This is a genomic window from Pseudomonas sp. KK18 (assembly GCF_037094675.1).
Classification (GTDB): domain Bacteria; phylum Pseudomonadota; class Gammaproteobacteria; order Pseudomonadales; family Pseudomonadaceae; genus Aquipseudomonas.
Genome location: NZ_CP146605.1, coordinates 3,729,364 through 3,756,237, shown reverse-complemented (window position 1 = coordinate 3,756,237; position 26,874 = coordinate 3,729,364). Strand labels below are relative to the sequence as shown.

The 26,874-nt window shown below is 62.1% G+C and carries 23 protein-coding genes; 13 read left to right on the top strand and 10 right to left on the bottom strand.

Features of this window, described 5'->3' with window-relative positions; genetic code table 11:
• Positions 1 to 842: 842 nt before the first annotated feature.
• The 5 genes from V6607_RS17060 to V6607_RS17040 form a co-directional block, all read right to left on the bottom strand.
• A complete protein-coding gene (locus tag V6607_RS17060; RefSeq protein ID WP_134326680.1) occupies positions 843 to 2,258 on the bottom strand; it encodes a TolC family protein in 1,416 nt (471 codons plus the stop codon).
• On the bottom strand, positions 2,255 to 5,434 hold the full coding sequence (locus tag V6607_RS17055) for an efflux RND transporter permease subunit (RefSeq protein ID WP_003210869.1): 3,180 nt from the start codon (positions 5,432 to 5,434) through the stop codon (positions 2,255 to 2,257). Before V6607_RS17055 ends, V6607_RS17060 begins: the two co-directional genes overlap by 4 nt.
• Positions 5,435 to 5,449: 15 nt before the next feature.
• On the bottom strand, positions 5,450 to 6,691 hold the full coding sequence (locus V6607_RS17050; protein WP_003210867.1) for an efflux RND transporter periplasmic adaptor subunit: 1,242 nt from the start codon (positions 6,689 to 6,691) through the stop codon (positions 5,450 to 5,452).
• A 225-nt stretch (positions 6,692 to 6,916) separates the two neighbouring features.
• Complete coding sequence (locus tag V6607_RS17045; RefSeq protein ID WP_003210865.1) at positions 6,917 to 7,327, bottom strand: DUF3757 domain-containing protein; 411 nt, start codon at positions 7,325 to 7,327, stop codon at positions 6,917 to 6,919.
• Between the two features lie 68 nt (positions 7,328 to 7,395).
• The gene (locus tag V6607_RS17040; RefSeq protein ID WP_134326679.1) at positions 7,396 to 7,782 is read right to left on the bottom strand and encodes a cupin domain-containing protein; all 387 of its coding nucleotides are present in this window, start codon (positions 7,780 to 7,782) and stop codon (positions 7,396 to 7,398) included.
• A 265-nt stretch (positions 7,783 to 8,047) separates the two neighbouring features.
• On the opposite strand from V6607_RS17040, the gene V6607_RS17035 reads away from it, so the two are divergent.
• From V6607_RS17035 to V6607_RS17020, 4 genes are read left to right on the top strand one after another with little or no spacing between them, the layout of a single operon-like run.
• Positions 8,048 to 9,034 carry a sugar ABC transporter substrate-binding protein gene (locus V6607_RS17035; protein WP_177021730.1) on the top strand — a complete coding sequence of 329 codons (987 nt, stop codon included), beginning with the start codon at positions 8,048 to 8,050 and terminating at the stop codon, positions 9,032 to 9,034.
• The gene (locus V6607_RS17030; protein ID WP_134326677.1) at positions 9,034 to 10,569 is read left to right on the top strand and encodes a sugar ABC transporter ATP-binding protein; all 1,536 of its coding nucleotides are present in this window, start codon (positions 9,034 to 9,036) and stop codon (positions 10,567 to 10,569) included. Before V6607_RS17035 ends, V6607_RS17030 begins: the two co-directional genes overlap by 1 nt.
• Positions 10,556 to 11,548, top strand: coding sequence for an ABC transporter permease (locus tag V6607_RS17025; RefSeq protein ID WP_008433847.1), 993 nt, complete (start codon positions 10,556 to 10,558; stop codon positions 11,546 to 11,548). Before V6607_RS17030 ends, V6607_RS17025 begins: the two co-directional genes overlap by 14 nt.
• Positions 11,545 to 12,519 carry an ABC transporter permease gene (locus V6607_RS17020; protein WP_134326676.1) on the top strand — a complete coding sequence of 325 codons (975 nt, stop codon included), beginning with the start codon at positions 11,545 to 11,547 and terminating at the stop codon, positions 12,517 to 12,519. The genes V6607_RS17025 and V6607_RS17020 overlap by 4 nt, the downstream gene beginning before the upstream one ends.
• Before the next feature lie 30 nt (positions 12,520 to 12,549).
• On the opposite strand, the gene V6607_RS17015 is transcribed toward V6607_RS17020, so the two are convergent.
• Genes V6607_RS17015 through V6607_RS17000 form a run of 4 tightly spaced genes read right to left on the bottom strand, consistent with a single transcriptional unit; the run spans position 12,550 to position 16,469 of the window.
• On the bottom strand, positions 12,550 to 13,401 hold the full coding sequence (locus V6607_RS17015) for a DUF1989 domain-containing protein (protein ID WP_008433843.1): 852 nt from the start codon (positions 13,399 to 13,401) through the stop codon (positions 12,550 to 12,552).
• 14 nt (positions 13,402 to 13,415) lie between these two features.
• Positions 13,416 to 14,081 carry a GntR family transcriptional regulator gene (locus V6607_RS17010; protein ID WP_003210850.1) on the bottom strand — a complete coding sequence of 222 codons (666 nt, stop codon included), beginning with the start codon at positions 14,079 to 14,081 and terminating at the stop codon, positions 13,416 to 13,418.
• A gap of 17 nt (positions 14,082 to 14,098) precedes the next feature.
• Positions 14,099 to 15,607: an amino acid ABC transporter permease/ATP-binding protein gene (locus V6607_RS17005; RefSeq protein WP_102369136.1), complete on the bottom strand. Its 1,509-nt coding sequence runs from the start codon at positions 15,605 to 15,607 to the stop codon at positions 14,099 to 14,101.
• Between the two features lie 16 nt (positions 15,608 to 15,623).
• Complete coding sequence (locus V6607_RS17000; protein ID WP_008433837.1) at positions 15,624 to 16,469, bottom strand: ABC transporter substrate-binding protein; 846 nt, start codon at positions 16,467 to 16,469, stop codon at positions 15,624 to 15,626.
• Between the two features lie 263 nt (positions 16,470 to 16,732).
• Between V6607_RS17000 and V6607_RS16995 the strand changes: the two genes are divergently transcribed.
• The 8 genes from V6607_RS16995 to V6607_RS16960 all read left to right on the top strand — a co-directional run bounded on the left by V6607_RS16995 (position 16,733) and on the right by V6607_RS16960 (position 25,631).
• The gene (locus tag V6607_RS16995; RefSeq protein ID WP_134326675.1) at positions 16,733 to 18,133 is read left to right on the top strand and encodes a DHA2 family efflux MFS transporter permease subunit; all 1,401 of its coding nucleotides are present in this window, start codon (positions 16,733 to 16,735) and stop codon (positions 18,131 to 18,133) included.
• Between the two features lie 118 nt (positions 18,134 to 18,251).
• Positions 18,252 to 19,211, top strand: coding sequence for an AraC family transcriptional regulator (locus V6607_RS16990; RefSeq protein ID WP_134326674.1), 960 nt, complete (start codon positions 18,252 to 18,254; stop codon positions 19,209 to 19,211).
• 85 nt (positions 19,212 to 19,296) lie between these two features.
• On the top strand, positions 19,297 to 20,673 hold the full coding sequence (locus V6607_RS16985) for a Rieske 2Fe-2S domain-containing protein (RefSeq protein WP_003210841.1): 1,377 nt from the start codon (positions 19,297 to 19,299) through the stop codon (positions 20,671 to 20,673).
• Entirely contained in the window at positions 20,670 to 21,158 is a 489-nt protein-coding gene (gene benB / locus V6607_RS16980; RefSeq protein ID WP_008433833.1) for a benzoate 1,2-dioxygenase small subunit, read from the top strand. The genes V6607_RS16985 and benB overlap by 4 nt, the downstream gene beginning before the upstream one ends.
• A 10-nt stretch (positions 21,159 to 21,168) precedes the next feature.
• Positions 21,169 to 22,191: a benzoate 1,2-dioxygenase electron transfer component BenC gene (gene benC / locus V6607_RS16975; RefSeq protein ID WP_134326673.1), complete on the top strand. Its 1,023-nt coding sequence runs from the start codon at positions 21,169 to 21,171 to the stop codon at positions 22,189 to 22,191.
• 10 nt (positions 22,192 to 22,201) lie between these two features.
• Entirely contained in the window at positions 22,202 to 22,963 is a 762-nt protein-coding gene (locus V6607_RS16970) for a 1,6-dihydroxycyclohexa-2,4-diene-1-carboxylate dehydrogenase (protein WP_008433831.1), read from the top strand.
• A 55-nt stretch (positions 22,964 to 23,018) separates the two neighbouring features.
• Complete coding sequence (locus tag V6607_RS16965; protein WP_008433830.1) at positions 23,019 to 24,353, top strand: MFS transporter; 1,335 nt, start codon at positions 23,019 to 23,021, stop codon at positions 24,351 to 24,353.
• A 30-nt stretch (positions 24,354 to 24,383) separates the two neighbouring features.
• Positions 24,384 to 25,631 carry an OprD family porin gene (locus V6607_RS16960; RefSeq protein WP_134326672.1) on the top strand — a complete coding sequence of 416 codons (1,248 nt, stop codon included), beginning with the start codon at positions 24,384 to 24,386 and terminating at the stop codon, positions 25,629 to 25,631.
• On the opposite strand, the gene V6607_RS16955 is transcribed toward V6607_RS16960, so the two are convergent.
• Entirely contained in the window at positions 25,628 to 25,846 is a 219-nt protein-coding gene (locus V6607_RS16955) for a DUF2790 domain-containing protein (RefSeq protein WP_102369131.1), read from the bottom strand. The two genes, V6607_RS16960 and V6607_RS16955, sit on opposite strands and share 4 nt — an antisense overlap.
• Positions 25,847 to 25,956: 110 nt before the next feature.
• Here V6607_RS16955 and V6607_RS16950 point away from each other — a divergent pair, with 110 nt between their 5' ends.
• Positions 25,957 to 26,874, top strand: a complete 918-nt coding sequence (locus V6607_RS16950; protein WP_087694537.1) for a LysR family transcriptional regulator — start codon at positions 25,957 to 25,959, stop codon at positions 26,872 to 26,874.

Below are 26,874 nucleotides of genomic sequence, written 5' to 3'. Positions count from 1 at the left end.
ACCAAAAGGTCTTTGCCCCACCACTCGGTGCCTCGCCTAGGCTCGGCATGCCCGCACTCCGGCTCGGCTCCGCGGGCCGCCGCGACGGGCCATCCATGGCCCGGCGCGGCTAAATCGGCATCCCTGCCGATTTACCCGCTCCACCGTGCCTGCTTGCGGCCATCGTGGTTAACGGGGCCCGCAGATCAAAATCAAAAGCAGATCAAAAGCAGAGCACAGCGGCCTACCGGCCGGCTTGAGTGTTTAACAGCCAGATCAAAAGCCAGAGCGAATGCAGATCTGCTTTTCTGTGGGAGCTGGCTTGCCTGCGATGCAGACAACTCGGTACATCAGGTACACCCAGTTGATACTATCGCAGGCAAGCCAGCTCCCACATTTGACCGTGCCCGCTTTAGCTTTTGATTGTGCTGTTGCTCTAAAACACTCAAGCCGGCCGGGAGGCCGCTGTGCTCTTGCTTTTGCTCTGGCTTTTGATCTTGATCTTAGGCGCCCCGTTAAACCACGCTGGCCGAACGCAGGCTTTGGAGCGTGGGTAACCCGGCAGGACGCCGGGTTAGCCGTCCTGGGCCAAGGATGGCCCATGACGGCGGCCCACGGTCCAAAGCCGGAGTGAGGGCACACCGAGCCTAGGCGAGGTGCCGAGTGGTGGGGCAAGAGCGTTTTGCTTACTTTTGCGCTGTTCAAAAGTGAGCCGCTGTAAGAGCGGAACCAATAGCAGCCCTGACCGAAATAACGGATATGCACACACCACAAGCGAGCAAAAAAAAGCCCCGCGACCGAATGACGGCACGGGGCTAAAAATTGGCTGGATGCGACCAACCAAAGGAGCTCTTTAAGTCAAATCACTTGGCACTGGCAATCGTGGTACTCGGCTGCCACCCACCGCCCAACGCCTTGTAGATCGCGACGATCCCACGATACAGATCCACCTCGGCCTGAGCCTGGGAGTCCTCGGCGGCCAAACGCTCACGCTGCGCGTCCAGCAACACCAGGAAGTCCACCGTCCCTTCGCGGTAACGAATCTCCGCCAGATCCGCAGCAGCCCGGCTCGACTCACTCTGACGAATCAGCGAGACCAACCGCTGCTGGCGTTTGCCGTAATCACTGAAGGCATTCTCCGATTCTTCCAGCGCCAACAGCACCTGCTGCTCATAAGTCGCCAGGGCGCCATCCGCCTCGGCATCCGCACCACGCAACCTTGCCCGCACACTGCCCAGGTCAAACGCCGCCCAGGTAATGCTCGGACCCAGCGACCAGGCATTCGCCGCCGCCGACCCAATCTGCGAACCCCGCCCAGCGGTAAACCCGAGGAACCCACTGAGGCTCACCCGCGGAAACAGATCAGCCTTGGCCACCCCAATCCGCGCCGTGGCGGCTGCCAACTTACGCTCGGCACTGAGAATGTCCGGACGACGTTGCAGCAGTTGCCCCGGATCACCAATCGGCAACGCCTTGGCAATCGCCGGCAAATCTTTCGGGCTCAAATCCACGCTCAACTTGTCCGGCCGCTCACCGAGCAGGGTAGCGATACGATTACGCTCGCGAACTTCCTCGGCCTGCAGCTGCGGCACACTGGCTTCTACAGCCGCCAGACGCGCATCGGCCCGCACCACATCGAGCTGATCGCCCACACCGGCATCCCGCAGGCTGACCGTGATACCGCGTGAGTCTTCCTGGTTCTTCAGGTTGGCCACCGCGATTTTCTCGCGCAGTTGCGCGCCCCGCAGTTGACCGTAAGCGTCCACCAACTCGGCAATCATCGTCACTTGCAGCTGATACAAGTCAGCTTCGGCAACCTGTTGGTCAGCGTCGCTGGCCTCCAGGTTGCGGCGGATGCGGCCGAACAAGTCCACTTCCCAGGCCATGTCCAGGCCCAGGTCATAACGCTCGCTGTTGACACGTTGGGTGGTCTGGCCGGGGATCTGGCCTTTGCCCACATCGCTGCTGACACGGCTGGTGATCACCGGCATCACGTCATTGGCAGCGTCGTCACGAATCGCCCGGGCTGCCCGCAGGCGGGCAAATGCCACCCGCAGGTCACGGTTACCGTTCAGGGACTGAGTCACCAACTGGTTAAGGGTCGGGTCCTCGAACTGCTGCCACCAGATGCCTTCGAACTTACCGTGGTCGTATTGCTTGGCGTCGGCGGCGGCCGTTACGTTGGCCGCCTCCAGTGGCTGGGTTTTATAGTCCGGGCCCACGGCACAGGCGCTCAGCGCCAGTACCAGCAAGCTCGGCAAAAATACTTTCACGCTCATTGCTGTGTCTCCAGCTTCAAGGCCTTGGCCGCTTTGCGCGCTTCACCGCGTTCAACAAACCGGCGGATCAGTACATAGAACACTGGCGTCAGCAGCAGACCGAAGAAGGTCACGCCGATCATCCCGGAGAACACCGCCACACCCATGGCATGGCGCATCTCGGCACCGGCACCGCTGGACATCACCAGAGGCACTACACCCATGATGAAGGCGAACGAGGTCATCAGGATCGGCCGCAGACGCAGACGGCAGGCTTCCAGTACCGCAGCGAGCGGATCGAGGCCTTCCTGCTGTTTATCCTTGGCGAACTCGACGATCAGAATCGCGTTCTTACAGGCCAGGCCCACCAGGACGATCAGGCCGATCTGGGTAAAGATGTTGTTGTCGCCGCCAGAGATAATCACCCCGGTGATGGCCGACAGCAGGGTCATCGGTACGATCAGGATCACCGCCAGTGGCAGGCTCCAGCTTTCGTATTGGGCGGCCAGTACCAGGAACGCCAGCAGTACGCAGAGCGGGAACACGAACAGCGCAGTATTGCCCGAGAGGATTTGCTGATAGGTCAGGTCGGTCCACTCGTAGGTCATGCCGTTGGGCAGTTCGTCTTTCAACAGTTTCTCGATCGCCGCCTGGGCCTGGCCGGAGCTATAGCCCGGTGCGGCGTTGCCGTTGATCTCGGCGGTGATGAAGCCGTTGTAGTGCATCACGCGGTCCGGGCCCGAGGTGTCGCTGACCTTGATGAAGGTCGCCAGGGGAATCATCTCGCCTTTGTTGTTGCGCACTTTCAGCTGGCCGATCTGGTCTTCATCCTGGCGGAACTGTTGCTCAGCCTGCACGTTGACCTGATAGGTGCGCCCGAAGCGGTTGAAGTCGTTGGCATACAACGAGCCCAGGTAGATCTGCAGGGTGTCGAAGATGTCGCTGATCGCCACGCCATGGGTCTTGGCCTTTTCGCGGTCGATGGCAGCATCGACCTGGGGCACGTTGACCGTGTAGCTGGTGAACAGGCCGAACAACTCAGGCACGCCACGGCTCTTGGTAATGATGTTCTGCACTTCTTTGTACAGCTCGTCGTAACCCAGGTTGCCACGGTCTTCGACCTGCAGGCGGAACCCGCCGATCGTACCCAGGCCCTGTACCGGCGGCGGTGGGAAGATCGCCATGTAGGCTTCCTGGATGCTGCTGTACTTGCCATTCAGTGCACCGGCAATCGCACCGGCAGACAGGCTCGGGTCTTTACGCTCATCGAACGGCTTCAAGGTCACGAACACGATGCCGTTGTTCGGGCTGTTGGTAAAACCGTTGATCGACAAGCCGGGGAAGGCGATCGCGCTTTCCACGCCGGGCTGTTTCATGGCGATGTCGGACATGCGCTTGATCACGTCTTCGGTACGGTCCAGGCTCGCGGCGTCCGGCAATTGCGCGAAGGCCACCAGGTATTGCTTGTCCTGGGCCGGTACGAAACCGGTCGGCGTGTGGGCAAAGCCCATCCAGGTCAGGACCATCAGGCCGGCGTACAGGAACAGCGCGATACCACTGCCGCGGATCACCCGGCGTACCGTGCCGACGTAACCATGGCTGGCCTTGTCGAAGAAGCGGTTGAACGGTTTGAACAACCAGCCGCCCAGCATCCTGTCGAGGAACCTGGAGAACCCGTCTTTCGGCGCGTTGTGGCCTTTGAGCAATACCGCTGCCAGTGCGGGCGACAGGGTCAGCGAGTTGAACGCCGAGATCACGGTCGAGATCGCAATGGTCAAGGCGAACTGCTTGTAGAACTGGCCGGTCAAGCCGCTGATAAATGCCGCTGGAATGAACACCGCACACAGTACCAGCGCGGTCGCGATGATCGGGCCGGTTACTTCGCTCATGGCCTTTTCAGTGGCCGGGAACGGTTCCAGGCCCAATTCGATGTTCCGTTCGACGTTCTCCACCACCACGATGGCGTCGTCCACCACGATACCGATCGCCAACACCAGCCCGAACAGCGACAGCGCGTTGAGCGAGAAGCCAAACAGATGCATCACCGCAAAGGTACCGATCAACGATACCGGCACCGCCACCAATGGAATGATCGACGCACGCCAGGTCTGCAGGAACAGGATCACCACCAGCACCACCAGGATCAGTGCTTCGAACAGGGTGTGAACCACGGCCTCGATGGAGCCACGTACGAAGACGGTAGGGTCATAGGCGATGCGGTAATCCATGCCCTCCGGGAAGCTCTGTTTCAGCTCCGCCATCTTGGCGCGCACTTCATTGGAGATGTCGATTGCGTTGGAGCCCGGGCGCTGGAAGATCGGGATCGCCACGGCCGGCTGGTTGTCGATCAACGAGCGCAGGGCGTACTGGCTGGAACCCAGCTCAACCCGTGCAATGTCCTTCAAACGCGTGATTTCGCCGTTGGCGCCGGCACGGATGACGATATTCTCGAACTCTTCCTCAGTGACCAGTCGGCCCTGGGTGTTGACCGACAGCTGGAAGCTGGTGTCATTCGGCGCAGGTTGCGCGCCCAAGGCACCGGCCGCCACCTGGCGGTTCTGTTCGCGAATGGCCGTGACCACATCGGTGGCGGTCAGGTTGCGCGAGGCGGTCTTGTTCGGGTCCAGCCACACACGCAGGGAGTAATCGCCCATGCCGAACAGCTGCACATCACCCACGCCGCCCAGCCGTGCCAGCTCATCCTTGATATTGAGGATCGCGTAGTTGGACAGGTAGAGCATGTTGTAGCGCTGGTCGGGGGAGGTGATGTGCACCACCATGGTCAGGTCGGGAGAGGCCTTGTCCACGGTAATACCGATGCGCGTCACTTCCTCGGGCAGTTTGGGCTGAGTCCGGGTTACCCGGTTCTGCACCTGTACCTGCGCGTTATCCAGGTCGGTGCCCAGGGCGAAGGTGATGGTCAGGGTCAGCTTGCCGTCGGCGGTTGACTGCGAGGACATGTACAGCATGTTCTCGACGCCGGTGATGGCTTGCTCCAGAGGCGCGGCCACGGTTTCACCGATGACCTTGGGGTTGGCGCCCGGGAAGTTGGCACGGACCACGACGGTCGGCGGCACCACTTCCGGGTATTCACTGATCGGCAGCTGGAACAGTGAAATCGCGCCGGCGATCAGGATCAACAGCGACAGCACCGCTGCGAAGATCGGCCGCGAAATGAAGAACTTGGAAAAATTCATCTTGAGTCGTATCCCTTAACCGCGTGGAGTCGCGACACTGGCGAGCTTGGGCGCGGCTTTATCCGGCGCCACTTGCTCCAGGTTGCTGGCTTCAAGCGCTTGTCGTTGTTGTGCCAAGGCGGCGAGGGTTTCCTTGCTGGCCATCGGGATGGTTTCCGGTGCAACCGGCGACCCCGGGCGAACGCGCTGCAAACCCTTGACGATGATCGTGTCGTCCTTGGTCAGGCCGCTGCGCACGATGCGCAAACCTTCGATCTTCGGACCCAGCTCCACCGCGCGGTAGGCAGGCTTGTCGCCGTCCATCACCAGTACGAACTTCTTGCCCAGGTCGGTGCCCACGGCTTCGTCGCTGATCAGCACGGCGGAGTAGGTGCCACTGCCTACCAGCTTCAGGCGGGCATACAGGCCTGGGGTGTATTCGCCCTTGCTGTTATCAAACACAGCGCGACCACGAATGGTGCCGGTGGCCGGGTTGACCTGGTTGTCGACGAAGTTCATCTGGCCCAGGTGCGGGTTGCCGTCTTCATTGGACAGGCCCAGGTACACCGGGGTAGTCGCGCCACGGCGACCCTGGCGCGCGAGTTCGGTGTACTTGAGGTACACACGTTCATCGGCGTCGAAGTAGGCGTAGACCTTGTCGGTGGACACCACGCTGGTCAGCGCGGTGACATCGGCGGTCACCAGGTTGCCGGCGGTGATCTCGGCACGGCTGACGCGGCCGCTGATGGGCGAGCTGACACGGGTGAAGCTCAGGTTCAGCTTGGCCAGGTCCAACTGCGCCTGGATGCCGGCGACAGTCGCATGGGCTTCCTGGGCGGCGGTGGTGCGCGAGTCGGCCAGTTCGGCGGAGATCGCATTGCTCTGGCGCAGGCGTTCGCCGCGCTGGGCTTCGTTATCGCTGCGGGTGGCGGCGGCCTTGGTTTGTGCGAGTTGTGCTTCGAGGCGGCGCACTTCGGCCTGGAATGGGCGTGGGTCGATCTGGAACAACAGGTCGCCTTTCTTGACCAAGGCACCTTCGGTGAAGGCGACCTGATCGATCTGGCCCGACACGCGCGGACGGATCTGCACGGTTTCCGGCGCTTCGAGCCGGCCGGTGAATTCGTCCCACTCATTGACCGGTTGTTCCAGCACCTTGGCCACGCTGACGTGGCTTGGTGGCATGGCGGCTGCCTGTTCGGGCGCTTTGCCGCAGGCGCTCATCACCATCACGGCCAAAATGGCCAAGGGATAGCGCAAATGTTTGAGTGACTGTTCCATGAGGTGCATCCGCCAATGTATTTAAGATGGGCGGATCATGCTCGGCAGGGTGCTATCTCACGAATCGAATGAAACAAAGGTAACTATCATTCGGAATGATATAAGCGTAAAGCGAGCCCTCTAGCATGGGGCTTTCGTTAGGGAGCTATCAATGCTGTTGATGACAAAGGACTGTTGCGCAAGATGCAAGGAACAGCGCGCCGCATAAATTGTCGGGCGTGTCTGCTATTCAAATGTACAGAGCGCCGGGTTGGTTGCCGTGCATTCGTTGCCTGACCATGCGCTGCCCAGAGGCCTGGCATTGACCTGGTTTTTCAGGGTCATGCTTACCGGTTCATGGTTCTGATCCAGGTAGTGGCATGCCACAGACGACTGGCCCTGGCTGCTTTGGATCACCGCCTTTTCAAAGTGGACCTGGTGCAGGTCCTTCTGCTCTGTCATCGGGTTTTGCCCGGTCCATTGCCGACCGTCCGGGCCGGACGCGGTGTAGGCGACCACTTCCCCGGTCGGCGTCTTTTTGAACGCGTCTTTAAGGGCATGGGTGGGCGGGCAGGCACCAGTGCCAGCGTAGACGTTGCCCATCAACGCCATCAGGGCAATCACGAGGGCTGAGGTTTTCCTGAGCTGCCTGTTCATCACGCGTGCTCCTGGTCTGGAGTAACTGTGAGGTAAAGACTAGCCCAAACAGGCAACGCCGGAAGGTGCTAAATCCACACGTCGTTGATTGCCGTGCGCTCGCCACCCTCGCTGCCGGTGTTCAGCACGCCGCAGGGTTCGATCAACAGCAACTTCACCTCACCCAATGCGTGCGGCTTGTGCTCGACGCCCTTGGGCACCACGTACATTTCCCCTTGGCTGATGATCACCGCGCCGTCGCGGAAGTCGATGCGCAGGGTGCCTTCGAGGACGATAAAGGTTTCATCGGTGTCGGCATGGTCGTGCCAGATGAAGTCACCTTCGATCTTCACCACCTTGAACTGGTAGTCGTTCATCTGCGCGACGACCTTGGGCGCCCATTGCTCGCTGAACAGGGCGTATTTCTGGGCGAAGTTGATCGAGGCGTAATTCGTCGAAGCGTGGGAGGCGGGCATTGTAGGTTCCAGGGTTTCAGGACAATGGAGCCTTAAGTTAGGCCCAACGGCCCGCCGGATATTGAATGATCGTGCAGCGCGCGACGGTCCTGGGTGTGTGCAACTGTTGGCTGGGCAACAGCAGTCGGACAGTTGTGGTTTGCTCGAGACAGCAAGGCCTTGTCCATTGTTTTTATCGCGTTGATTTTATTGAAAATAATTTATGGCATGGGCTCTGCAATGCACACAGGTGAACCCTTTCACCCGTTGCTCAGCGGAGCCCTGTATGCCTTGCACCTTTTTCTCGCGTTCACGTTACATCTTGCTCGGCGCAGCGTTGTTGCTGGGCCACGCCGCCGTGTCCCAGGCCGCCGAGGGCGATGACGCGGTGCCGTCCCTGGCCGGCAAGCGCATTGCCGTGAGCATGACCGGCACCAGTCACTACTTCGATATCAAGGCCTTCCAGGCCCAGGTCGATGAGATCAAGCGCCTCGGCGGCACGCCGATCACCCTGGATGCAGGGCGCAACGACAAGAACCTGGTGACCCAACTGCAAACCGTGGTCACCCAGAAACCCGATGCGGTGATCCAGACCCTCGGCACCCTGAGCGTGATCGACCCGTGGCTCAAGCGCATCAGCAAGGCCGGCATCCCGCTGTTCACCATCGACGCGCCGTCGCAGTACAGCCTCAACAACACCACCTCGGATAACGTCGCCACCGGCAAGGCCCTGGCCGATCAGTTGATCAAGGATGCCGGCGGCAAGGGCAAGATCCTGGTGTTCAACGGCTTCTACGGCGTGCCGGTGTGCGCGATTCGCTACGACCAGTTGAAGCTGGCGCTCAAGGATCACCCGCAACTGGAAATCATCGAGCCGCAGCTGCGGGATGTGATCCCCAACACCGTGCAGGATGCCTATTCCCAGGTGTCCGCGTTGCTCAACAAGTACCCGGCCGGCAGTGTCTCGGCGATCTGGGCGGCGTGGGACATTCCGCAACTGGGGGCAAGCAAGGCGTTGATCGACGCCAAGCGCACCGAGATCAAGACCTACGGCGTGGACGGTACGCCGGAGGTACTGGAGCTGCTCGGCCAGGCCAATTCGCCGGTGGGCGCGGTAGTCGCCCAGCAACCGGCGCTGATCGGCAAGACTGCTGTGCAGAACGTGGCCCGCTACCTGGCCGGGCAGCGTGACCTGCCCAAGGAAACCCATGTGCCGACGCTGCTGACCACCGCCGCCAACCTGGCGCAGGTCCAGCAACTGCGGGGTGATTGATGGCCGCGTTGCACTTGCAGCACCTGCGCAAACGCTTCGGCGCCACCCTGGCGCTGGAGGATGCGAGCCTGAAGGTCGAGCGCGGCACCATTCACGGCCTGGTGGGCGAGAACGGTGCCGGCAAGTCGACCTTGATCAAGGTCCTGGCCGGGATCCACAAAGCGGACTCGGGGCAGGTGAGCATTGACGGCCAGCCGTATGCCGCACTGTCGCCGCGCCAGGTGGACGCGCTGGGCGTGCAGTTCATCCATCAGGAGCGGCTGTTGCCGGCGAGTTTTACCGTGGGCGAGGCGTTGTTTTTCGGCCATGAATTACGCCGTGGCCCGTTTGTCGACCGGCGCCGGCAGCAGCGCGAGGCCGAGCGCTTGCTGGCGGAATATTTTGAGCTGCAACTGCCCGCCGACGCGTTGGTAGGCGAGCTGAACAGCGCCGAGCGCCAGGTGCTGCAAATCACCCGGGCGTTGATTCGCAAGCCGAAGATCCTGGTGTTCGACGAGCCCAGCGTGGCGCTGGTCAAGCGCGAAGTCGACCAGCTGCTGCGGATCGTCAAGCGCCTGCGGGACCAGGGTTTGTCGATTCTCTACATCTCCCATTACCTGCAGGAAATCGACAGCCTGTGCGATGAAGTGACGGTGTTGCGCAATGGTCGAGATGTGGCCGTGGTTGAGCCACGGCACACCTCCAGCGCGCAGATTGCGCGGTTGATGGTCAACCGCGAGGTCCAGGAGATGTACCCCAAGGCGCAGGTCGAGCTCGGCGAACCATTGCTGCAGGTGCGTGGGCTGAACCTGGCCCGGCGCTACCGGCAGATCGACCTGGAATTGCGTCGGGGCGAGATCGTCGGCCTCACCGGGCTGGTCGGCTCGGGCGCCAAGGACCTGCTCAAGACCCTGTTCGGTGTGGTGCGCGCCGACAGCGGCAGCATTCATCTGGAGGGGCGTTTGTTGCGCCTGCGTTCACCCGGAGAAGCCATTGCCCAAGGGATTGCACTGGTGCCGGAAGAACGCCGCAGCCAGGGGATTTCACCGCTGCTGTCGGTGCTGGAAAACCTCACGCTCGCCGGGCTTGGGCGTTTCAGTCGCTGGGGGTTACTGAGCCAGCGTAAGGAGCAGGCCGAAAGCCTGCGGCTGATCGACGAGTTGGCGATCAAGACGCCGGGCCCGCAGGCTGCCGTCAGCCAGCTCAGCGGCGGCAACCAGCAGAAAGTCGCCCTGGGCAAATGGCTGAGCCGGCGCTCGGCGGTGTACCTGTTGGACGAACCGTGCGTAGGTGTGGACGTCGGCGCGAAGGTCGAGATTTATCGCGTGATCGGGCGGCTGGTGGAAGAGGGCGCAGCGGTGCTGGTGCTGTCTTCGGATTTGCCTGAGCTGCTGGGGATCTGCGACCGCATCCTGGTGTTGCATCGCGGTGAAATAGCCGGGGAGTTCCATGCCGGTGAGGCGGACAGTGATCAACTGTTGGCGTGTGCCACGGGTGCGGTGCAGTCCACAGTGGCTGTGCAGGTGAAACCGGAGGTGGCGCATGTCCCTGCTTGAAGCTGCTACTCCTGGCTTGTCCCAACGGTTATGGGTACTGCTGTTGCGGCGCGGCTCGGTGGGCGTATTCCTCGCGATTTTGCTGGGCTTTGCCGTCGCCGCGCCGAACTTCTTTTCAGTCGGCAATATCGCGAATGTGTTCAGCCAGTCGGCGATCCTCGGCGTACTTGCCTTCGGCCTGACCTGCGTGATTATCGGCGGCGGCTCCAACGTGGTGGCGGGCGGGCTTGATCTGTCGCTGGCGGCCAATTTGGGCTTGTGCGCGGCGGTGTTCAGTCGACTCAACAACGCAGGCCTCGACCTGTGGGTAAGCCTGCTGCTGACCTTGGGTTGCGGCCTGGCGGTGGGCCTGCTCAATGGCCTGGCCGTGGTGGTGCTGCGCTTGCCACCGTTGCTCGCAACGCTGGCAAGCATGAATGTACTGGCCGGGCTGGAGCTGGTCCTCACCGAAAACACCGTGGTCTCGACTGACTCACCGTTGCTCGACCTGCTCAGTGGCGGGACCTGGCTGGGCGTGCCGGCACTCGCCTGGGTGTTGCTGGTGACGGCCTTTGTGTTGACGCTGCTGATCCAGCACACCGCCTATGGGCTGCGCCTGCATGCCGTCGGCGAGTACCCGCACGCTGCCGAGGCCGCCGGGATTCGAGTGCCGGCCTACGTACTCTCCAGTTATTTGCTGTCTGGGCTGTGTGCCGCGGTGGCGGCTTTGTGTTCAGCGGCATTTTTCAGCGGCAGCACCACCGGCTCCGGTGACATGCTGTTGTCGGTGGTCGCCATAGCCTTTCTTGGCGTGGTGTTTTCCCGGCGACTGGTGGCAAGCATCCCCGGCACCTTGCTCGCGACGCTGTTGATCGGCTTTTTGATCAACGGGTTTCAGTTGCTCAACGTATCGAGCTTCTGGGTCAACGGTGTCCAGGGCGTGCTGATTCTGCTGGTGGTCGCCGCTTCCAGCGCATTGAACCGGGGAGAACATTCATGAGTCAGGTATCCATCCTGCAAGCCCATGGCGGCTGGCGTTCGCTGTTGCCCCTGACGTTGCCGCTGGTGTTCGTGGCCATCGTGGTGGTGTTTGCCTGGCAGGCCCCGGGGTTTCTCAGTGGCGGCAACCTGAAAAGCCTGGTGCTGAATAACTTCGTGCTGCTGGCGATTGTTGCGATCGGCATGACCTATGCGGTGGCGGCCGGTGGCATCGATCTGTCGGTAGGCACCGCGCTGGATTTCGCCAGCTTCAGCTTCGTGGTGTTGCTTAACGCCGGGCACGGGCTGGGTGTGGCGATTGCCGGTGCGTTGGCCGCCGGGCTGCTGGTAGGACTGTTCAATGCCGGCTTGATCGCGGGGCTGCGGATCAGCCCGTTCCTGGCCACCCTCGGCACCTTGTTTATCGGCACCAGTGCCCAGCAACTGCTCTCGGACGGCGGCCAGCCAATTTATATCGCCCAGGGTTTCAAGCCGGAACTGGCGAGCTTCAGCCCGTTGGACGTGCCCTTGCCGCTGTTGATCGTGCTGGTATTGGCCGTGGTCTACGGCCTGTTGCTGGCCCGTGGACGCCTGGGGCGCGAACTGCTGGCCCAGGGTACCCAGCCGCTGCTGGCGTATTACTCGGGGTTGTCGGTGCGGCGCATCGTCACCACCACGGTGCTGGCGGCGGCGCTGGCGTGCGCGGTGGCGGGGATCCTGCTCAGTTCGACGGTGAGCGCCTACGTGCCGCTGTCGGGCAATGCGTTCCTGCTGAATGCGATTGGTGCGGTGTTTATCGGCACCACATTGAACCGCCAGGGCCGGGCGAATATTCCGGGCACGTTGCTGGGGGTGCTGTTCATCAACGTCATCGCCAATGGCTTGCTGTTGATCGGCTGGAACTTCTACTGGCAGCAGGTGGCAACCGGCGTGCTGATTTTTATCGTGCTGGCCTTCAGTTTTGTCAGCCGCAGGATTGCGCAGAACACCTGAGGCGCGGCGCCCCAGGTGTGGGCCTGCCCTTTACTTTTCCCAGTCGGCCTTGGCAATCAACAGGCCATGGTTACCGTTATAGGCGGCGCGCTCGGGTTGTTTCCAGCCCTCCAGCAGCGCGTCGTCGAGGCGGTAGATTTCCACCCCCAGCGGACGGCAGACCTTCAACGGGTCTTCCGCATCCGGGCCCCACATCGGCAGCGACAGGTCGCCACCGGGGCAGGTGGAGAGGGCACACAGCAGGTCGATTTCGGCGAAGAACTCCAGATAGTCGCCCTGCTTGGCCGGGCAGGCTTTCATGAAGTACATGTCGTCGTGATTGAGGCCGGTGCACTGGAAAATGTTCAGCACGTCGTGCACGTCGAACTCGGTCAGGCCATGGGGCAGCACGGCGCGGGTCAGGTTGGAGTGGCAGTGGTGGTGGAAGTCTTCGCCCGTGAGCATCTTGTTCACGTAAGGGTCGCAGCGCGTGCCCAGCAAGTCATGCAGGCGCCCGCCGTGTTCGTCGATGCCATAGTCGGCCAGGCTGTCGTCGGTGATGGTGACCATCGGCCGCAAAAACGGCAGGTTCGACCACAGGCGGTCGTAGGTGGTGACGTGCGCGCCTTGCAGCTGGCGGGTGCGTGCCGCCCACATGCGTTCGCGGGGGTCGTTGGCGCTCCACACGTTGAAGTCGCCGACCTGCGGGCCAACCGGCGTGGTCACGCGGAACACATGGCCTGCCGGTACTTTCCAGGCGCGGCCGGTGCGGATCGGCACTTCGAATTGCTCGATCAGGGTGCGCCCGTCCCGGGACTCGCGCACGCGGTCATAGAAGGCTTTGTCGACCTGCAAGGCAGCGCCTTTGCTGACTTGGTAGGCCGCTGGGTAGTCCTTGTACATGGTGGGTCCTCGCTTCAGGGTTTTGGAATGCTGCTCAGGATGTCCAGCAGCAGCGATTCGGAGTCATTGAGGTAGCTGGCCAGGGCTTCGCCGGCGGCTTGCTTGTGGCCGTCAACCAGCAAGTCGTGAATCTGCCGGTCGCGCTCCAGCCAGGGCTTCTGGAAGGTTTCCTCGCTGGGCGCGTTGGAAAACACCAGGCGCATCTGGGCTGCAATATGGGTAAAAAACTCGTCCAGCAACGGGCTGCGCATCAGCCCGACAATATGTTGGTGAAAGCGCAGGCTGTGGGTGCCGAAGGCTTGCCAGTTCTCGCGGTCCTGGGCCAGCTGCGCGGCCTCGATGGACTCCAGCATCAGGTCGGACTGGTATTCGCGCAGCGGCTTGCTGGCGGCGATGGCCTGCAGCTCCAGGGTGCGTCGCACCTTGAAGATGTCACGCACTTCCTCCACCCCCAGGCGGCGCACGATCACGCCTTTGTTGCGCACGTAGCTGGTCAGGCCTTCGCGGCCCAGGTGGTGCAAGGCTTCACGCACCGTGTTGCGCGAGGCGTTGTAGGCGTTCACCAGTTCGCTTTCCACCAGCGGCATGCCGGGCAGCAGGCGGCCGCCGATGATGTCTTCGCGCAGTTCGATGGCAACCTGGTCGGCCAGCGACAGGCTGGGTTCCTTGGCTTGGCTCACGTCGGGGCTCCTTGGGCTCACGCCAGTTGGACGTCTTTGAGGAACTTGGTCATGCGTTCGCTGCGTTGCTCGAGCATGTCACGCGGGGCGGCGTCCTGGATAATCTCGCCGCCTTCCATGAACACCACACGATCGGAAAGCTTGAACGCGAAGTTCATTTCATGGGTGACGATGACCATGGTCATGCCCTCGCGAGCCAATTCCTCGATTACCGCCAGTACGTCGCCCACCAGTTCCGGGTCGAGGGCCGAGGTGGGTTCATCGAACAGCATCACCGAAGGCCGCATCGCCAGGGCGCGGGCAATCGCCACCCGTTGCTGTTGCCCGCCGGATAGCTGGTGCGGGTATTTGCCGGCGTGCTCCAGCATGCCGACCTTGCGCAACAGGGCCAGGCTCAACAGGCGCAGTTCTTCGCCGCTACCATGGGCATGGTAGACCGGCGCGAGCATCACGTTCTCAAGGGCGGTTTTATGCGGGAACAGGTTGAACCCCTGGAACACCATGCCGACATGCACGATGCCGCGCATATGCACCTTGTGCCCCAGCGCGCCTTGCGGCTCCTGGCTGCCACGCAGGAACGGCTGGCCTTGCAGGGTGATTTCGCCACGGTCGAGGCTTTCGAGGCCGTTCATGGTACGAATCAGCGTGGTCTTGCCAGAGCCTGACGGGCCGATGATCGACACCACCTCGCCCCAGCGCACATTCAGTTCGACGCCCTTGAGCACTTCCAGCTCGCCATAGGCCTTGCGCACCCCGCGAGCCTGCAAGGCAAACTCACCGGGCTCGGCCTGGCCGGGGGCACGACGCGTCGCCACTTGGTCGAGCACGGCGGGGGCGATGGCCTTGGGTTTGCGCCGGGTCACGTCCAGGTGATTCTCCAGCACCCGCAACAGCCAACTGAACACCGTCACGATGAACACGTAATAGAACGCCACGGCCAGCATGGTCTCCATCACCAGGAAGTTCTGGGTGTAGAGTTGTTGGCCCACCAGCAGAATTTCCGAAAGCGAAATCACCGACACCAGCGAGGTGAGCTTGACGATGGTGATGTATTCGTTGGCCAGTGTCGGCAACGCAACCCGCAGCGCCTGCGGCACCACAATCAACCGCTGCACGCCGCGATAACCCACGCCCAGCGCCTTGCCGGCTTCGCGCTGCCCCTTGACCACCGCTAGCAGGCCGCCCCGATGGATCTCGGCGATGTAGGCCGCCTCACTCAGCACCAGGGCGATCAGGCCCGCGGAGTAGGGGTTGGACAACACCACGCTGGTGGACGGAAACACCTGCGGCAGGTTGTAGACGAAGATCAACAGCACCAGCAACGGCAGGCTGCGGAAGAACCAGATGTAGACGCCGGCGGAGTCCCGCAGCCAGCGGCGCTCCGACTGCCGCGCCAGGGCCAGGAAAAACCCCAGCACAATGCCCAGCAGCCAGGTTTCCAGGCTCAGTTCGACCACGGTGCCGACGGCTCGCCAGAAGTCGCCGTTCCATAACAAGCCCAGGGTGTAGTGCCAATCGAATTGCATAAAGGTGCTCCGCGTTTCAGTTACCCAGTGCCGCACTGATCTCGGCGGCGTTCGGCTCGGCCAGGTTGTAGCGCGCCAGCAGCTTGCCGTAGCTGCCGTCCTGCTTGATCTGGCTCAGGGCGCCGGTCAGCGCCTGGAGCAGTGCCGGGTTTTCCTTGCGCACGGCCAGGCCGACCACCACCGGGTAGATCAACTCGCTGGAGCTGATCACGGTTTTGCCTTGCAGTTTTTCCACGGTGATCTTGGCGACCGCCGCGTCTTCCATCTGCACGTCCACCGCCTGGGCGAGCAGGGCCTGGGCGGCCTCCGGGGACGTCGGGAACTCACGCGACTCGATCGCCGGCTTGCCCGCAGGGAGGCAGTAGTCCGCCGAAACCTTGTTCAGCTTTGGCACCCACGACGCGCCCTTGATCGACCCGACGCGCTTGCCGCACAGGTCTTCCGGGCGCTGGGGCTTGAAGTCGCCGGTGCTGAGCACCATCAGCGAAGAACCGGTCTTCAGGTAGCTGAGGAAATCCACCTGTTTGGCGCGCTCGGGGGTGACGTACAGCGCCGAGGCCACCACGTCGAAACGCCGGGCGTTGACGCCGAGGATCAGGTTGGCGAAACGGGTGTCGAGAAAACGTGGTTTGAGCCCCAGTTGCTTGCCCATCAGTTGCATGAACTCCGGGTCGAAACCGGCCGGGGTCTTTTGCTCAAGGTAGGTGTAAGGCGGGTAGGTGAGGTCGGAGCCGATGGACAGCTCGCCCGGTTTCAGGGTGCCCTTGATTTCGGCAGCCGACAGCAGCGGCGTCACGCACGCCAGGGTGATCGCTAGCGCCAATGTGCGCAGGGTGTTCTTGCCCGTCAGACCTTTTTGCATGTTCGTCGCCTCGGTTGCTGGATGCAGGGAAATTTGGATTGTTCAACAATCCTGTATTAGCTAATAAGCGGTTATCGTGCCAACTAATGACTTTTCCAGGTTTTTGATGGGTTTTGACGCGTGAGACAGCCGTTTTTTGTAAGCGCGCACCCCAATTCGGGGCAATTCGTTACCGGGCGCCACGTTGTGAGGCAGGCATTTCGCGGACCATAAAGGACGCACTTATTGATAAAGTGCCGATTCGAAACCATGAGTGAACAGCAATGACGTCGACCTCCCAACGCCGCTCAACCCTGATTGCCTTGTTGGTCGCCGTCACCTTCTTCATGGAGAACCTCGATGCCACCGTGATCGCGACCGCGTTGCCGGACATCGCCAAAACCTTCGGCGTGGGCGCGGTGGACGTGAACATCGGTATGAGCGCCTACATGCTCGCCGTCGCGGTGTTCATTCCCATCAGCGGCTGGCTGGCCGACCGCTTTGGCTCGCGGCGGGTATTCGGTTGGGCAATCGTGCTGTTCAGCCTGTCGTCACTGCTGTGCGGGTGGAGCGACAGCCTGCAGACCTTCGTCGCCGCGCGCGTGTTGCAGGGCATCAGCGGCGCGATGATGGTGCCGGTGGGGCGCCTGGCGGTGCTGCGGGCTACCGAGAAAAAAGACCTGGTGCGGGCGATTTCATTCATCACCTGGCCCGGCCTGGTGGCGCCGATACTCGGGCCGCCGGTGGGCGGGTTTATCGTTACCCACGCGTCCTGGCCGTGGATTTTCTACCTCAACCTGCCGCTGGGCCTGCTGGCGCTGATTGCCACGCTGGTACTGATCCCCAAACACGACGAGGTGACGTCCCGCTCATTCGATTTCAGCGGCTTCCTGCTGGTGGGTGTCGCCAGCGCGGCGCTGTTGTACGGCGTGGAACTGCTCGGGCAAAGCCGTGGCAGCTTGTTGCAGGGCCTGTTGCTCAGCGGCGCAGGCGTGATGCTCGGTGGCTTTGCCTGGCGCCATATGCGCCGGCATGCCCAACCATTGCTGGCGCTGGGTGTGGTGAGTGTGCGCACGTTCAGTGTGTGCCTGTGCGGCGGGTCGATTTTCCGGGTGGCCATCAGCACCTTGCCGTTCCTGCTGCCGCTGATGTTTCAACTGGCGTTCGGCCTTTCTGCATTCGATGCGGGGTTGCTGGTGCTCGCGGTATTTGCCGGCAACCTGGCGATGAAGCCGTTCACCACGGCGGTGATGCAGCGCTGGGGCTTTCGCTCGGTGCTGATGATCAACGGCATCCTTGGCGTGCTCGCGATTGCGGCCTGTGCGCTGCTGGACGAGCGCATGAGCTGGGCGCTGATCCTGTTCATTCTGTTCGTGGGTGGCCTGTCACGCTCCATGCAGTTCACCTTGTTCAACACCCTGGGGTTCGCTGATATACCCAAGGCGCAGATGAGCGACGCCTCAACCTTGTTCAGCATGTTCTTCCAGCTGAGCATGGCCATGGGCGTGGCGATTGGCGCGCTGTTGTTACGTTTTGCCATGAATTTTCACGGCAATACCGGGCAGGCCGCCACCGCCGATTTCCAGCTGACGTTTCTTCTAGTGGCGGTGATCGCCGGCGTGGCGCTGCTGGATAACCTGCGGCTGCCGCCCCAGGCCGGTGAGTCGGTTTTGCAGCGAAAGTGAACCCACGATACCTTCGGGGTATGAAGCAACACCTATTGAATATTGGACGGCTTGCGTCCCCCGCATCACTCTGCGGTGAAGTACATACGCAGGGCCCATAACAATAAAAGGCGCAACCATGACCGTGCTATTGAGTGAGCGCAGCCAGATTTTCGACCGTGCAGATGCCTATGCCGTGTCCGACTACGTCAACCAGCATGTCGGCAGCCACTGCATCCGCCTGCCGCCCAAGGGCCGCCCGCAGGCGAGCATCAGCCACCGGACCTTTTCCAGCCTGGACCTGTGCCGCATCAGCTACGGCGCGCCGGTGCGGGTGACCTCGGTGGCGCTGGAAACCATCTACCACCTGCAGATCCTGCTGCACGGCCACTGCCGCTCGAGCTCCCGTGGCGAAGAGCAGGTGTTGGGCCCCGGCGAAGTGCTGCTGATCAACCCGGATGACCCGGTAGACCTGACCTATTCCGCCGACTGCGAAAAATTCATCGTCAAGGTGCCCGTGCGCCTGCTGGAAAACGCCTGCCTTGAGCAGCACTGGACGTTGCCGCAGCCGGGCATCCGTTTTGCGGCGCCGCGCCACGCACTAGCCGAAATGGGTGGGTTCCTGCAATTGCTGGGGCTGATCTGCCATGAGGCCGAAAACGCCGCCGAACCCGAAGTGCAGGGCCTGTACGAGCGCATTGTGGCGAACAAGCTGTTGGCGCTGCTGGCCAGCAACGTCCTGCGGGTGATTCCGCGACCGGATCAGGGTAGGGGCTTTGAAGCCGTGCGTCAGTTCATCGAGGAGCACCTGGCCGACGACATCAGCGTCGAACAACTGATGGCCATCGCCAGGGTCAGCGAGCGTTCGTTGTATACCTTGTTTGAACGCCAGGTCGGCCTGTCACCCCGTGACTACATGCGCCAGCGCAAGCTGGAGCGGGTGCACGCCATGCTGCAACTGGCCACGGCGCGCAGCGTGACGGAGGTGGCGCTGGATCATGGGTTTGTGCATTTGGGGCGGTTCTCCGAGGCCTATCGCAAACGCTTTGGCGAGCTGCCCTCGCAAACGTGGAAGCGCCGGCTCGCGCCAGGCGGATAACGAATTGCAGTCAGCGGATATTGAGGGGTAGGGCAAGCAAATAAGGTGGGGGGGCCTGATACAAGAACAACCGAGGGCCTACCCCATGATCAGCACATTCGACCGACTCGCCCGACAATTGCGCGACTCCGTCCAGGAAGATCCCGCCACTGGGGTGTTCCGCTGCCGCCGCGACATCTTTACCGACCCCGACCTGTTTGCCCTGGAAATGAAGCACATTTTCGAAGGCGGTTGGGTCTACCTGGCACACGAAAGCCAGGTGCCGGAGATCAACGACTACTTCACCACCTGGATCGGCCGCCAGCCCGTGGTCATCACCCGTGACAAACACGGCACGCTGCACGGCCTGGTCAACGCCTGCGCCCACCGTGGCGCGATGCTCTGCCGCCGTAAACAAGGCAACAAAGGCTCGTTTACCTGCCCGTTCCACGGCTGGACCTTCAGCAACGCCGGCAAGCTGCTCAAAGTGAAGGACGCCAAGACCGGCGCCTACCCCGACAGCTTCGACTGTGACGGCTCCCACGACTTGAAACGCCTTGGCCGCTTCGAAAACTATCGCGGCTTCCTGTTCGGCAGCCTCAGCGAGACGGTGCCGGAGCTGAGCGACTACCTGGGTGAGACCCGGGTGATCATCGACCAGATGGTCGACCAGGCCCCGCTGGGGCTGGAGGTGCTGCGGGGCAGTTCGTCATATGTGTATGACGGCAACTGGAAGCTGCAGATCGAAAACGGCGCCGACGGTTATCACGTCAGCTCCGTGCACTGGAACTACTCGGCAACCATGGGCCGGCGCAATTACGAAGCCGAAGGCACGCGCACCGTGGATGCCAATGGCTGGTCGAAAAGCCTGGGCGGCGTGTACGCCTACGAGCATGGCCATATCCTGCTGTGGACGCGCCTGCTCAACCCCGAAGTGCGTCCGGTGCATGCCCATCGCGAGGCGCTGGCCGAGCGCCTGGGCCAGGAACGCGCCGATTTTATCGTCGACCAAACCCGCAACCTGTGCCTCTACCCGAATGTGTACCTGATGGACCAGTTCTCCACGCAGATCCGCGTGGTACGGCCAATCGCGGTCGACAAGACCGAAGTCACGATCTATTGCATGGCGCCCAAGGGCGAAAGTGCCGAGGAACGCACCACGCGCATCCGCCAGTACGAAGATTTCTTCAACGTCAGCGGCATGGGTACACCGGACGATCTGGAAGAGTTCCGCGCCTGCCAGACCGGCTACCAGGGCGCGACCACCTTGTGGAATGACCTCAGCCGCGGCGCCAAACAGTGGGTCGAAGGCCCTGACGAAAACGCCCGGGCCATGGGCATGAATCCGCAGCTCAGTGGCGTCAAGACCGAGGACGAAGGCCTGTTCGTGCGCCAGCACGCCCACTGGGCCCAGAGCCTGCAACGCGCTATCGAACGGGAGCAGCAAGGCTTGATCGCGACGGACAAGGAGGTGTTGGCATGAGTGCTTCCCGTGACCGCCTGCTGGACTTTCTGTACCGCGAAGCCCGCCTGCTGGATGACCGCCAGTGGGATGAGTGGCTCGAATGCTATTCACCCAAGGTCGAGTACTGGATGCCGGCCTGGGACGACCACGACACGCTGACCGAAGACCCCCAGAGCGAAATCTCGCTGATCTATTACCCCAGCCGCGACGGCCTGGAAGACCGGGTGTTCCGGATCAAGACCGAGCGCTCCAGCGCCAGCACCCCGGAGCCGCGCACCGCGCACCTGATCACCAACCTCGAAGTGCTGGCCGACGACGGGCAGCACGTGGAGTTGCGTTTCAACTGGCAAACCCTCAGCCATCGCTACAAGACCACGGATACGTACTTCGGTACCTCGTTCTATCGCCTCGACATCCGCGCCGAACAGCCGCTGATCACGCGCAAGAAGGTGGTGCTGAAAAACGACTACATCCATCAGGTCATCGATATCTACCACATCTGAGGACACGCCCATGACGTACTCCATTGCCCTGAACTTCGAGGACGGGGTAACCCGTTTCATCGACTGCAAGGTGGGTGAAAAGGTCCTCGACGCGGCCTTTCGCCAACGTATCAACCTGCCCATGGACTGCTCCGACGGTGTGTGCGGCACCTGCAAATGCCGCTGTGAAACCGGCGCCTATGATTTGGGCGACGACTATATCGAAGACGCCCTGAGCGAGGATGAAGCCGGCGAACGCCAGGTGCTCACCTGCCAGATGGTGCCGCAGTCGGACTGCGTGATTGCCGTGCCGGTGCCTTCCGGTGCCTGCAAGACCGGCACCGCGCAATTTGCCGCGACGGTGGCGAGCATTACCCGGCATGCCGATGCAGCATTGGAAGTCAGCTTCGAACTGGATCAGGCGCCGGTGTTCCTGCCGGGGCAATACGTGAATATCGGCGTGCCCGACAGTGGGCAGACCCGCGCGTATTCCTTCAGCAGTCGCCCCGGCGACAAACGCGCGAGCTTCCTGATCAAGCATGTGCCTGGCGGGTTGATGAGTGGCTGGCTGGAGCGTGCCCAGCCGGGCGACGCGGTGCCGATGACCGGGCCGCTGGGCAGTTTCTACCTGCGCGAAGTGGCGCGGCCACTGCTGTTGCTGGCAGGTGGTACGGGGCTTGCGCCGTTCCTGTCGATGCTTGAAGTGTTGGCCGAGCGCGAGGAAACCCGGCCGGTCACGCTGATCTACGGCGTGACGCGGGACCAGGACTTGGTGATGGTCGAGGCGCTGGAGGCGTTCGCCCAACGCCTGCCCAACTTCGGTTTTGTCACCTGCGTGGCCGACCCCCAGACCGCGCACCCCCGGCAGGGGTATGTCACCCAGCACATGGCCGCTGACGTGCTGAACGATGGCGACGTGGATGTGTACCTGTGCGGGCCGCCACCGATGGTCGACGCGGTACGCCAGCACTTCAAGAACCAGGGCGTCATCCCCGCCAGCTTCCACTACGAGAAGTTCACCCCCAACGCCATCGTCACCGGCGACGCCGCCTGAGGAATCCCCCATGACTCCACGTTTCAACACCCAGGTTGCGCTGGTGACCGGCGCCGCCCAGGGCATCGGTCGGCGGGTTGCCGAGCGTTTGCTGGAAGAGGGCGCCTGGCTGGTGGCCGTCGATCGCTCGGAACTCGTGCATGAATTGCAGCATGAGCGGGCGCTGATCCTCACCGCCGACCTGGAGCAGCATGCCGAATGTGCCCGTGTGATGGCCGCTGCCAAGGCGCGGTTCGGGCGTATCGACATCCTTGTCAACAACGTCGGCGGGACTATCTGGGCCAAGCCCTTCGAGCACTACGCCGAGAACGAAATCGAAGCCGAGGTGCGCCGCTCGCTGTTCCCGACCCTGTGGTGCTGCCATTGCGTATTGCCCTACATGCTGGAGCAGGGCAGCGGTGCCATCGTCAATGTCTCGTCCGTGGCCACGCGCGGAGTGAACCGTGTGCCGTATGGCGCGGCCAAGGGCGGCGTCAACGCCTTGACCGCGTGCCTGGCCCTGGAGACCGCCGGCAGCGGCATTCGGGTCAACGCCACCGCACCCGGTGGCACCGAGGCGCCACCGCGGCGGATCCCGCGCAACAGCCAGCCCCAGAGCGACCAGGAGCGCGTCTGGTACCAGCAGATCGTCGACCAGACCCTCGACAGCAGCCCGATGAAGCGCTACGGTAGCATCGACGAACAAGCCGGCGCGATTCTGTTTCTGGCCTCTGATGAGGCCTCCTACATCACGGGCGTCACCTTGCCGGTAGGAGGCGGCGACCTCGGCTGACCCAGCGCCGTACCTGCAGACACTGACTCACAACAACAATAATGAGAGCACTGCCATGCGTACCCATGACGTCAATTCGATTATCGATAATGCCCATTTCAATCGTTTCCACTGGCTGGTGGTCAGCCTGTGTGCTGTGCTGTTGATCTTTGACGGTTATGACTTGTTCATCTACGGCGTGGTCTTGCCGTCGATCATGAAGGAATGGGGACTATCGCCCCTGCAGGCCGGCGCTCTGGGCAGTTATGCGCTGTTCGGGATGATGTTCGGCGCGCTGGTCTTCGGCAGCCTGGCCGACAAGTTCGGTCGCCGCAAAGGCATCGCCATCTGCTTTGCCTTGTTCAGCGTCGCCACGGTGATTAACGGTTTTGCCAGCAACCCGACTGAGTTCGGAATCTGCCGGTTTATTGCCGGGCTCGGCTGTGGCGGCCTGATGCCCAATGCGGCCGCACTGATTACCGAATACGCACCGAAGAAAATGCGCAGCATCCTGATGGCGGTGATGTTTGGCGGGTACTCGCTGGGCGGCATGCTGTCGGCCGGCGTGGGGATTTTCATGCTGCCGCGTTTTGGCTGGTCGTCCATGTTCTTCGCCGCGGCGATCCCGCTGCTGCTGATGCCGTTGATTGTGTACTGGCTGCCTGAGTCCATCGGGTTCCTGATTCGCCAGGGCCGCAAGGAACAGGCGCGTGAGCTGCTCAAGCGCCTGTCGCCGCAGACCCGGATCGACCCGCAAGACCAACTGCTCGTCAGCGCCGGTAAAGGCAAGGGCGCTTCGGTGCTGGAGTTGTTCCGCCACGGCCTGGCCTTGAGGACGGCGGCGATCTGGGTCGCGTTTTTCTGCTGCCTGTTGATGGTCTACGCCCTGAGTTCCTGGCTGCCCAAACTGATGGCGGGTGCCGGTTACAGCCTGGGATCGAGCCTGTCGTTCCTGCTGGCGCTGAATTTTGGCGGCATCGCCGGGGCGCTTGTCGGTGGCTGGCTGTGTGACCGGCTTAACCTGGTGAAGGTGGTGATCGGTTTCTTTATCGCCGCGCTGCTCTCCATCAGCCTGCTGGGTATCAAGAGCCCGATGCCGGTCCTGTACCTGCTGATCTTTTTTGCCGGCGCCACCACCATCGGCACGCAAATCCTGCTGTACGCCGGCGCCGCACAACTCTATGGCTTGAACATTCGAGCCACCGGCCTGGGCTGGGCTTCCGGTATCGGTCGTACCGGCGCCATCGTCGGCCCGCTGCTGGGCGGCGCGCTGATGGGGATTGAACTGCCGCTGCACCTGAACTTCATGGCCTTTGCCATCCCCGGGGCCATCGCCGTGCTGGCAATGACGGCGTATGCGCTGAATGAACGTCGGGGCCGGCAGGAGGTGATCGCCGCCCCGGCGCAGTAACTGTCGATAACAATAACTAAGAGCAACGACATGAACACACAACGTATCTGGCTATCCCTGTTGGGCGTGCCCCTTGCGGCGACGGCGGCCGAGGGCGGGTTTTTCGAGGACTCCACCGCCACCTTGCAGGCGCGCAACTATTACTTCAGCCGCGATTTCTCGGACATCGTCGGCGCCAACAAGCAATCAAAGGCAGAGGAGTGGGGCCAGGGTTTTATCCTGACCTATAAATCCGGCTACACCCCGGGGCCCGTGGGCTTTGGCCTGGATGCCCTGGGCACCCTCGGCCTCAAGCTCGACAGCAGCCCGGACCGCACCAATACCGGCCTGCTCCCGGTCAAGGGCGACGGCAGCGCCCCGAATGATTACAGCCGTTTGGGCCTGACCTTCAAGGCCAGGTTTTCCAGGACCGAATTGAAGGTCGGCGAACTGCAACCGAACCTGCCGGTGCTGGCCTTCAGCGATATCCGCTTGCTGCCGCCGAGCTATCAGGGCGTGAGTGTCAGCTCCGGCGAAATCGCCGGCCTTGCGCTGCAGGCCGGGCACTTGACCACCACCCGCCTGCGCAACGAAGCCGGCGACGAGAAAATGATCGCCATGCTCGGCCATGTGCCGCAACGCGGCGCTGAAAGTGATGGGTTCAACTACGTCGGCGGCGACTACGCCTTCAACACCAACCGCACCAGCGTCAGCTACTGGCATGGCCAACTCAAGGACATCTACCGCCAGGACTTTGTCGGCCTCAAGCACAACCAGCCAATGGGCGAGTGGACGCTCGGCGCCAACCTCGGCTACTACGATGCCCGGGAAGACGGCGACAAACTGCTCGGCAAGATCGACAACCAGGCGTTTTTCTCGCTGCTGTCGGCCAAGCATGGCGGCCATATCTTCTACGTCGGTTATCAAGCCATGTATGGCGACAGTGCCTTCCCGCGGGTCTTCGCCAACATCACGCCGCTGGGCAACGAAGTACCCACCTACGAGTTTGCCTACACCGACGAGCGCTCCTGGCAAGTGCGGTACGACTATGACTTCGTGGCGCTGGGCATTCCGGGGCTGACCACCACCGTGCGTTATATCACCGGTAACAACGTGACCACCGGCGCGGGTTATGAAGGCAAGGATCGCGAGCGCGACCTGGATATCGGCTATGTGGTGCAAAGCGGCACATTGAGCGGCCTGGGCATTCGGGTGCGCAATGTCATGGCCCGTTCAAACTACCGCAGCGACATCGACGAGAACCGGCTGATCCTCAGTTACACCTGGAAGCTGCTTTAAACCCCGCCCTGGCACGTGCCCATGACCTGGTAGTTGACAGTGTGGCTGGCGCCCTGGCTGTCGAGATACACCATGGTCGCCGGTTCTACCTGGCAACTGCCCGGCACGGGCGTGATTGAAACAACGTGTTGGATATCCAGCGCTTCATTGCTGCCGGCCGCCATGGCGCCGGCGGCGGTGAAAAACAGGAGCAGGCTGAGCCATTTGATATTCATGATGAGTTCCTCTGTGAGTAGGGTTCATTTTAGTGATTGCCGCAGCGGGATAAAGACAGGAACAGGTGAATGACTCGTACGTATCACGTAGCAATCGAGGGGCAATGTTGATGGATTTGCTCAATGGCATGCAGGTGTTTGCCCGGGTTGTCGACACTGGCAGCTTTGCCGCAGCGGCCGAGGCGCTGGACCTGTCCGGGGCACACGTATCACGGTTGATCTGCGAGCTGGAAAAACACCTGCAGACCCGCCTGTTGCAACGCACCACCCGACGCCTGGGCCTTACCGATTCGGGCGAGCGCTTTCTGTTGCGCTGTCGCGACATTCTTGAAGACGTCAGGGAGGCCACGGCAGAAGCCAGCGGCGCGCACCTCAACCCGCGCGGGCGATTGCGGGTGCATTGCATGAGCGGGTTGGGGGTGCTGATCACGCCGCTGATTGCCCGCTACAGCGAGCAATACCCGGACGTGTCCATCGAGTTGACCCTGTCCCAGCACAACCCGGACCCGCTTGAAGAGGGTCACGACGTGGTGATCTCCATCGCCCATTCGTTGCCGGATTCGGCGCTGGTCAGTCAGACGATCGGGCAGTTGTTCAGTGTGCCCTGTGCGGCACCGGGGTATCTGGCCCGGTACGGCGTGCCCGAGCATCCGCAGCAGTTGATGCAGCATCGACGGTTGCATCTGCAGGATTTCCAGGAGGATGCGTGGTTGTTCAAGGGGCAAGAGGGCGAGATTGCGATTTCGCCGGGTGACACCTTCAGGACCAATGTCGCGGATGCGATGGTCAAGGCGACGCAGGAAGGAATGGGCATCAGCTTGTTGCCGTTCTTCAGCGCCAACCCGGCGCTGCGCGAGGGCTCGTTGGTGCGGCTGTTGCCCGGATATCGGCTACGGGAGCGGAGCATTTTCGCGGTGTATCCATCAAGGCGCTTTCTGGATGCCAAGGTGCGGACGTGGGTCGGGTTTTTGCAGGCGCGATTGCCGGGGTTGTTGGCGGAGCAGTTGGCAGTGATTGAGGCACCTTGA